Source organism: Lonsdalea britannica, assembly GCF_946477055.1.
GTDB lineage: Bacteria > Pseudomonadota > Gammaproteobacteria > Enterobacterales > Enterobacteriaceae > Lonsdalea > Lonsdalea britannica_A.
This window is the reverse complement of record NZ_CAMKXG010000212.1, coordinates 1-6,193: the sequence shown is the minus strand read 5'-3', so window position 1 is coordinate 6,193 and position 6,193 is coordinate 1. Positions and strand designations below refer to the sequence as shown.

Genomic DNA, 6,193 nt, shown 5'->3' with positions numbered 1-6,193 from the left:
TATTATAAAGATATCAATCTGAACATAAAAAAATATATTTACACATAAAAAATATTATATTTACTCGAAATCGTTTCCAGGAATAATCTTTTCCAGACGAGAATATTCGTCTTTTCCCTTAGGTTAGCCCACAAAGTTATTTTCATCGATCACATCAATCATAGCCGCCTGTTGATTCTCACCAACAGTCGTTGATTAAAGGACGGTGCATTTATGCTTGACCCAAAAGATTGCCGCAACTTACAGGATGTTCGAGATGGTATTGATTCCATTGATAAGCAGATATTCACTCTCTTTCTGCAGCGCTTGGATTACGTCTATTCGGCCAGCCGCTTCAAGGCCGACGAAGCCAGTATTTCAGCGCCGGATCGCGTAGAAAGCATGCTGGATGAACGCCGCCGCTGGGCGAGAGAACATCATATTGATGAGGAATTCATTGCCTCGCTGTTTAAGAACATCATCCATCAATTTATTAGCGAGCAAATTAAATATTGGCGGACGAAGAATTGAATTCTTCGAGATTTAACAACATAAATATTTCCCAAACTGCAAAAAACAAATGGATATGCCGAAATAGTCACCAGATTTATTTCTGGGCTCTAGGACAAAAAGGAGGAAAATATGGAAATCCCCTTCCATCATGGCAGTTTCTTTTTTTCATCCACATTTCGCAGCCTTTATACCGAAGGCGTTTTTAAAACGCTAACCGGGCCCGCTTCCGATCCGGACGCTCTGTGCCAAGATGTGGCGCAGGCATTTGAACAGGCGCGTCTTGCTGGCATTACTCATCCCATCGTGGTCGGCGCCATTCCTTTTGATGTGAGTCAGCCATCATCGTTGCATATTCCTCAAGCCTGCCATTTTTTGTCACGTGAAGCATTCAAACAAAAGCTGAGTACAGCAACGCAAACGCCGCTGCGCGTCGTCGCTCGACAACGTCACTCGGAACGAGAGGATTTCCTCGCGATGGTGACAAGCGCAGTACACGCCATACGCCAGGGAGAATTACAAAAAATCGTCTTATCGGACATGCAGTCATTACAGGTTGAGGAGCCGCTGGATACCGTCGTTTTGCTGGCGACGCTCGCTGAGCAAAATCCGAGCGGTTACTACTTTCATCTTCCTATGGCGGCAAACCGTTATTTGTTTGGCGCCAGCCCCGAATTACTGCTGCGGCAGGAGGCGCGCTCAATCTGGACGACGCCGCTCGCAGGCACCGCCCGGCGTGGCGCGAATGAACAGGAGGATGAAGATAACCATGCTCGGCTGCTGGCATCGAGTAAGGATCGTCACGAACATCAACTAGTCATAGATGAAATTCGTCATATCCTGGGGGACTATTGCTCTTCTCTCAAGATTCCCCAACAACCCGAACTATTGCAGACGCCCAACCTTTGGCATTTGGCTAGCCCGATAGAGGGGCAGTTGAAAACCGACAATAGTCAGTCGTTGTCATTGGCCTGCCTCTTACATCCGACCCCCGCGTTGTGCGGCGTGCCAAAGGAAAAAGCCTTTCGCTTGATTCGCGAACTGGAGCCTTTTGACCGCGGCGTTTTCGGCGGCATCGTAGGTTGGAGCGACGACGAAGGAAATGGCGAATGGGTGGTAACCATTCGCTGCGGCACCAGCCAGCAGCGAAACATTCAGCTTTTCGCCGGCGCCGGTATCGTCGCTGATTCCGACCCGGCCTCAGAATGGCTGGAAATTGAATCCAAGATGCGCACCATGCTGTGCGCCCTTGGTCAATAAACACATCTGGTTCAGCAAGTCTCTTAGGCAGGGAGACTTGCTGTCATCAATTTGGCAACGGTACGAAAAAAGCGAGTGTGTGAAAAATTCAAATGAGCCAGCTCGGCACTCATGGCGGAGTAATGGTTCTTATAATCCGGCAGCGATGGATAAGACGATCCCGCGTTACTATCGGTGTCAGCCATAGCATGAGTCCTCACAATGTCGTGGTCAGAAGCCCGGTTAGTGTTCCTGGCACTGCGGCGAAAAATATCTTTTTTAAAAGATGATTGAGTGCCCTCTAAAGAGTCGGCGGTTATTATGGGGGATGTCGGTAGGCATAAAAATAAACAGTGTTGCGGGGCGCAACACCGATTAAATATTGAGCTTCGATGCGTCTCTGAACACGATTGAGAAAACATAGAGAAAGATAATCAAGACGAATTAAGACGGCTAACAAGGCGTAACCTTGTTAGCCCTGTTACAGGTTCAAAATTCGCCCTTCACAAACGCGAGCAGGTCGGCGTTCAGGACATCGGCATTCACGGTGAGCATGCCATGCGATAAGTCAGGATAAGTCTTCAGCGTGCTGTTCTTAAGAAGCCTGGCCGACTTCAGGGCAGAATCTGCGATTGGAACGATTTGGTCATCTTCACCATGCAGGACGAGCGTCGGAACGGTGATTGCCTTCAGATCTTCCGTCTGGTCGGTCTCGGAAAACGCCTTGATGCCATCGTAGTGTGCCTTTGCGCTGCCCATCATGCCCTGACGCCACCAATTCTGGATCACTCCTTCCTGTACCTTGGCCCCGTCACGATTGAAGCCATAGAATGGGCCAGCAGGAACATCGCGGAAGAACTGCGCGCGGTTGGCGGCGAGTGCGGAACGGAAACCATCGAACACCTCAATGGGCAGGCCTTCCGGGTTCGCATGGGTTTTAACCATCAGAGGCGGGACGGCAGAGATGAGAACAGCTTTGGCAACACGACCGGCCTTCTGGCCGTACTTCGCGACGTAACGGGCAACTTCGCCGCCACCAGTGGAATGGCCGATATGGACAGCGTTTTTCAGGTCAAGATGCTCTACAACGGCAAAGGCGTCGGCTGCATAGTGATCCATGTCGTGACCGTCTGCCACCTGGGCTGAACGGCCATGACCACGACGATCATGAGCGACAACGCGATAACCCTCAGAGAGAAAAAACAGCATCTGCGCATCCCAGTCGTCTGACGACAGCGGCCAGCCGTGGTGGAATACGATCGGCTGAGCATCCTTTGGCCCCCAATCCTTGTAAAAGATTTCAACACCGTCTTTGGTCATAATTTTAGCCATGGTCATATACCCTTCATTCGATGCTGCGTTTACGGCAAACGCAATTGCGGTTGGAATCGCGATACTGGCGGCGGCAACGGCTCCCGAGAACAAAACGCCACGCCTCATCAGCGAAAAATATTCTTCGGACATTGGTTTTCTTCCGAGCCGTCTGGCTGCTTAAGAAATCACTCGGATGGTCGGCGGGTTTACTTTGCCAGCTCGAGGGGGAGCTTGTCGAAAAGCAGGTAGATTATGATAATCCTCCCCCCATCTGCGATGATTAGGTCAGTCCCTGCGTGTTATTAGATTTGGACCTGGCCGCCGTCGACGAATAATTCCACGCCGTTTATGAAGCTGGCTTCATCTGAGGCGAGGAAGAGCACCGCCTTTGCGATCTCTTCTGGCTGACCAATACGGCCAGCTGGAATGAGGCCTGCAAGGTGGTTCTTCGTCCCGTCAGCCTGCTCACCGCCCCCAAAGAGTTCATTAAGACCGGCTGTCTCGGTAACGCCAGGGCTGACAGCATTGACGCGGATTTTGCGATCCTTGAGGTCAAGGATCCAGTTGCGAGCGAAGTTGCGAACGGCAGCCTTCGTTGCGGAATAGACGCTTAGCGCCGGCGTGCCGGATATGCTCGTAGTCGATGCTGTTAGAACGATCGAACCGCCATTTTTGAGTAGTGGAAGGGCTTTCTGCACGGTGAAGAGGACGCCCTTCACGTTGGTGTCAAAAGTGCGCTGGTAGTGCTCTTCGGTAATGCTGCCCAAGGGCGCGAACTCACCGCCGCCAGCGTTTGCGAAGAGAACATCTATCTGCGAATGCTTCTGTTGTACGGCCTCATAGAGGCGATCGATGTCGGAGAGTTTGCTCATGTCGCCCTGTACACCCGTTACGCGGCCACCGATGACCTTAATGGCAATGTTAAGGGCGTCCTGACGCCGGCCTGTGATGAAGACCGAAGCGCCTTCAGCCGAGAACGCTTTTGCGGTAGCAAGACCGATACCGCTTGTACCACCGGTTATGACGACGACTTTATTTTCGAATTTATTGTCCATTGTCTTTATCCTGTCTAGGTTGGTTGATTGGTCAAAAACAGTATGGCAATAGAACGATAATGCGAGAAGACAGCAAATGTGTTACTTATCGTTCCAAATGAGGAACGATGATGAAAATTGATCTGAACGATCTGCGATACTATGCGGAAGTGGTGTGGCACGGGGGCTTCACTGCTGCTGGGCGGGCTTTAGGCGAACCAAAATCCAAACTCAGCCGTCGCGTTTCAGGACTCGAAGCGCGCTTAGGTGTCCGTCTAATCGAGCGGTCTAGCCGCAGGTTTCGCGTCACAGATGTCGGCCAGGCATTCTATGAGCGCTGTCGGTCGATGCTGAACGAGGCAGGGCAGGCACAGGCACTGATCGCGGAGGCGCAATCTGAGCCACATGGGATTGTCCGCATGAGCTGCCCCACGGGACTCGTTGAACTCATCTCCCCGATACTCATAGATTTTATGGGGCGGTATCCCAAGGTCAGATTGCAGCTTCTGGCACAGGATCGGGCCGTTGACCTTATAGAAGAGCGCATCGATGTCGCGCTTCGCGTACGTGTCAAATTAGACAGTGACGCGTCGCTCACCATGCGCTCTTTGGGGGAATCTTCCAAAATCCTGGTAGCGGCACCTCATATCGCCAGTGAAATCCGCGATATTGAAGACCTGAAATCAGCTCCGACGCTCTCTACGAGTGAGGCAACAGACGAGGTGGAGTGGCATCTAGAGACTGACGACGGTCAATCTCATGACATCCGCCATCTTCCGCGCATGGGGTGCGGAGATTTTCTGGCCGTGGTGGATGCCGCAATAGCCGGACTGGGCATCGCACTTCTTCCTGACCATACCTGTAAACAGGCCATCCGAAGCGGGAAACTCGTGCGCGTTTTGCCAGCATGGCGCGGCCAACAAGGACTAGTACATTTGGTCTTCACAACACGCCGCGGACTGCCACCAGCAGTAAGAAAGCTGATCGACACTTTGGCATCGGCATTTTCAAAGAACGCCTTGATATAGACGTCAACGATATAAACTTAGTTGAGGAAGTATCTGGTGGTCGAATACCTTAATCGATAACAGATTATGCATACCTGTGAAATAACAAAATGGGCTTATTACAGGGCGGTGCTAAATTAAATAACGCTCAAATCAGAATTAAAGTTGGGTAATTAAGAGTTTTACATTGTTCGATTCTTGGAGGTAAAGGAGTGTGCTTGAGGAGATGAACGCCGCTTAACCGCTTAAGATAATTCTTGGGTTAAATATCAGGCAATAACTCAGTTTCGATTATATGTGAGGAAAAAAGGGGAGGGAATCTTTATAAAACATTGACAGAAAACGTTTCTGAAGGTGAATACATTGGTGGGTTTTTATGGACTTTAAGTCTGGAGGATGCACGAACATTTTCCAGACTTAAAGTCCCATATTCAACAATGGCGCGGTAAGAAAACTACCAACATCATGCTGGGGACAATTCTCATGCTCGTTAAGGATCTTAACCCTTAACGAACTGGCTACGAAGAGTGGTGCCGGACTCGGGATCATTCAGCTAACTATCAAATTGAAATTTAGCATGAATTTTAATCTCTCAGCTTGTCAAGACCCGTAGGTTGACCTGTATTTTCATAGAGAGATCAAGATGATGGGTCACATACGATAAAGGAATGCCCGGTTCGTTCTTTTGGTTCGGTTCCCCATTGATGGCGATAAATCGTAATGACATTAGCGTTACGCTTGCTGTATGATTAATATCCAGAGAGTAGGCCAGAGGATAACATCATGCCAGTGACGAACAGCGTTTCTGTTAAACGCGAAACATTGAATTTACGCATCAAGCCTGCTGAACGCGATCTGATCGATCGTGCAGCGAAGGCCAAAGGAAAAAATCGCACTGAGTTTGTCCTCGAAGCTGCTCGCGCCGCCGCAGAGGAAGCGTTGATCGATCAGCGCATCATCATGGCAGATCCCGATGCTTATCAGGAATTTCTCGCTCGCCTGGATCAGGCTCCTACGCCGAATGCTGCGCTGCGTAAAACCATGCAAACGCCTGCACCGTGGGAACAGAAAAAATGATTTCCGCCCCTGAGCCACTCCGCGCCGAACATT

Annotated in this window: 6 protein-coding genes; 4 read left to right on the top strand and 2 right to left on the bottom strand. The window is 50.3% G+C overall.

What is annotated here, in order from left to right; genetic code table 11:
- Positions 1–213 precede the first annotated feature (213 nt).
- Together Q7O77_RS13330 and Q7O77_RS13325 are read left to right on the top strand one after the other, a co-directional pair.
- Positions 214–510 (top strand): isochorismate lyase, encoded by a 297-nt coding sequence (locus tag Q7O77_RS13330; RefSeq protein ID WP_304168149.1) that lies wholly within the window; start codon positions 214–216, stop codon positions 508–510.
- Between the two features lie 111 nt (positions 511–621).
- Positions 622–1,749, top strand: a complete 1,128-nt coding sequence (locus Q7O77_RS13325; RefSeq protein ID WP_304168148.1) for an isochorismate synthase MenF — start codon at positions 622–624, stop codon at positions 1,747–1,749.
- A gap of 468 nt (positions 1,750–2,217) precedes the next feature.
- Here Q7O77_RS13325 and Q7O77_RS13320 read toward each other — a convergent pair whose 3' ends face one another.
- Both Q7O77_RS13320 and Q7O77_RS13315 read right to left on the bottom strand, forming a co-directional pair.
- Complete coding sequence (locus Q7O77_RS13320; protein WP_304168154.1) at positions 2,218–3,060, bottom strand: alpha/beta fold hydrolase; 843 nt, start codon at positions 3,058–3,060, stop codon at positions 2,218–2,220.
- Between the two features lie 284 nt (positions 3,061–3,344).
- Positions 3,345–4,097 (bottom strand): SDR family NAD(P)-dependent oxidoreductase, encoded by a 753-nt coding sequence (locus Q7O77_RS13315; RefSeq protein WP_304168145.1) that lies wholly within the window; start codon positions 4,095–4,097, stop codon positions 3,345–3,347.
- 110 nt (positions 4,098–4,207) lie between these two features.
- Here Q7O77_RS13315 and Q7O77_RS13310 point away from each other — a divergent pair, with 110 nt between their 5' ends.
- Positions 4,208–5,104, top strand: coding sequence for a LysR substrate-binding domain-containing protein (locus Q7O77_RS13310; protein WP_304168152.1), 897 nt, complete (start codon positions 4,208–4,210; stop codon positions 5,102–5,104).
- A 762-nt stretch (positions 5,105–5,866) separates the two neighbouring features.
- On the top strand, positions 5,867–6,160 hold the full coding sequence (locus Q7O77_RS13305) for a DUF1778 domain-containing protein (RefSeq protein WP_304168142.1): 294 nt from the start codon (positions 5,867–5,869) through the stop codon (positions 6,158–6,160).
- Positions 6,161–6,193: the final 33 nt, after the last annotated feature.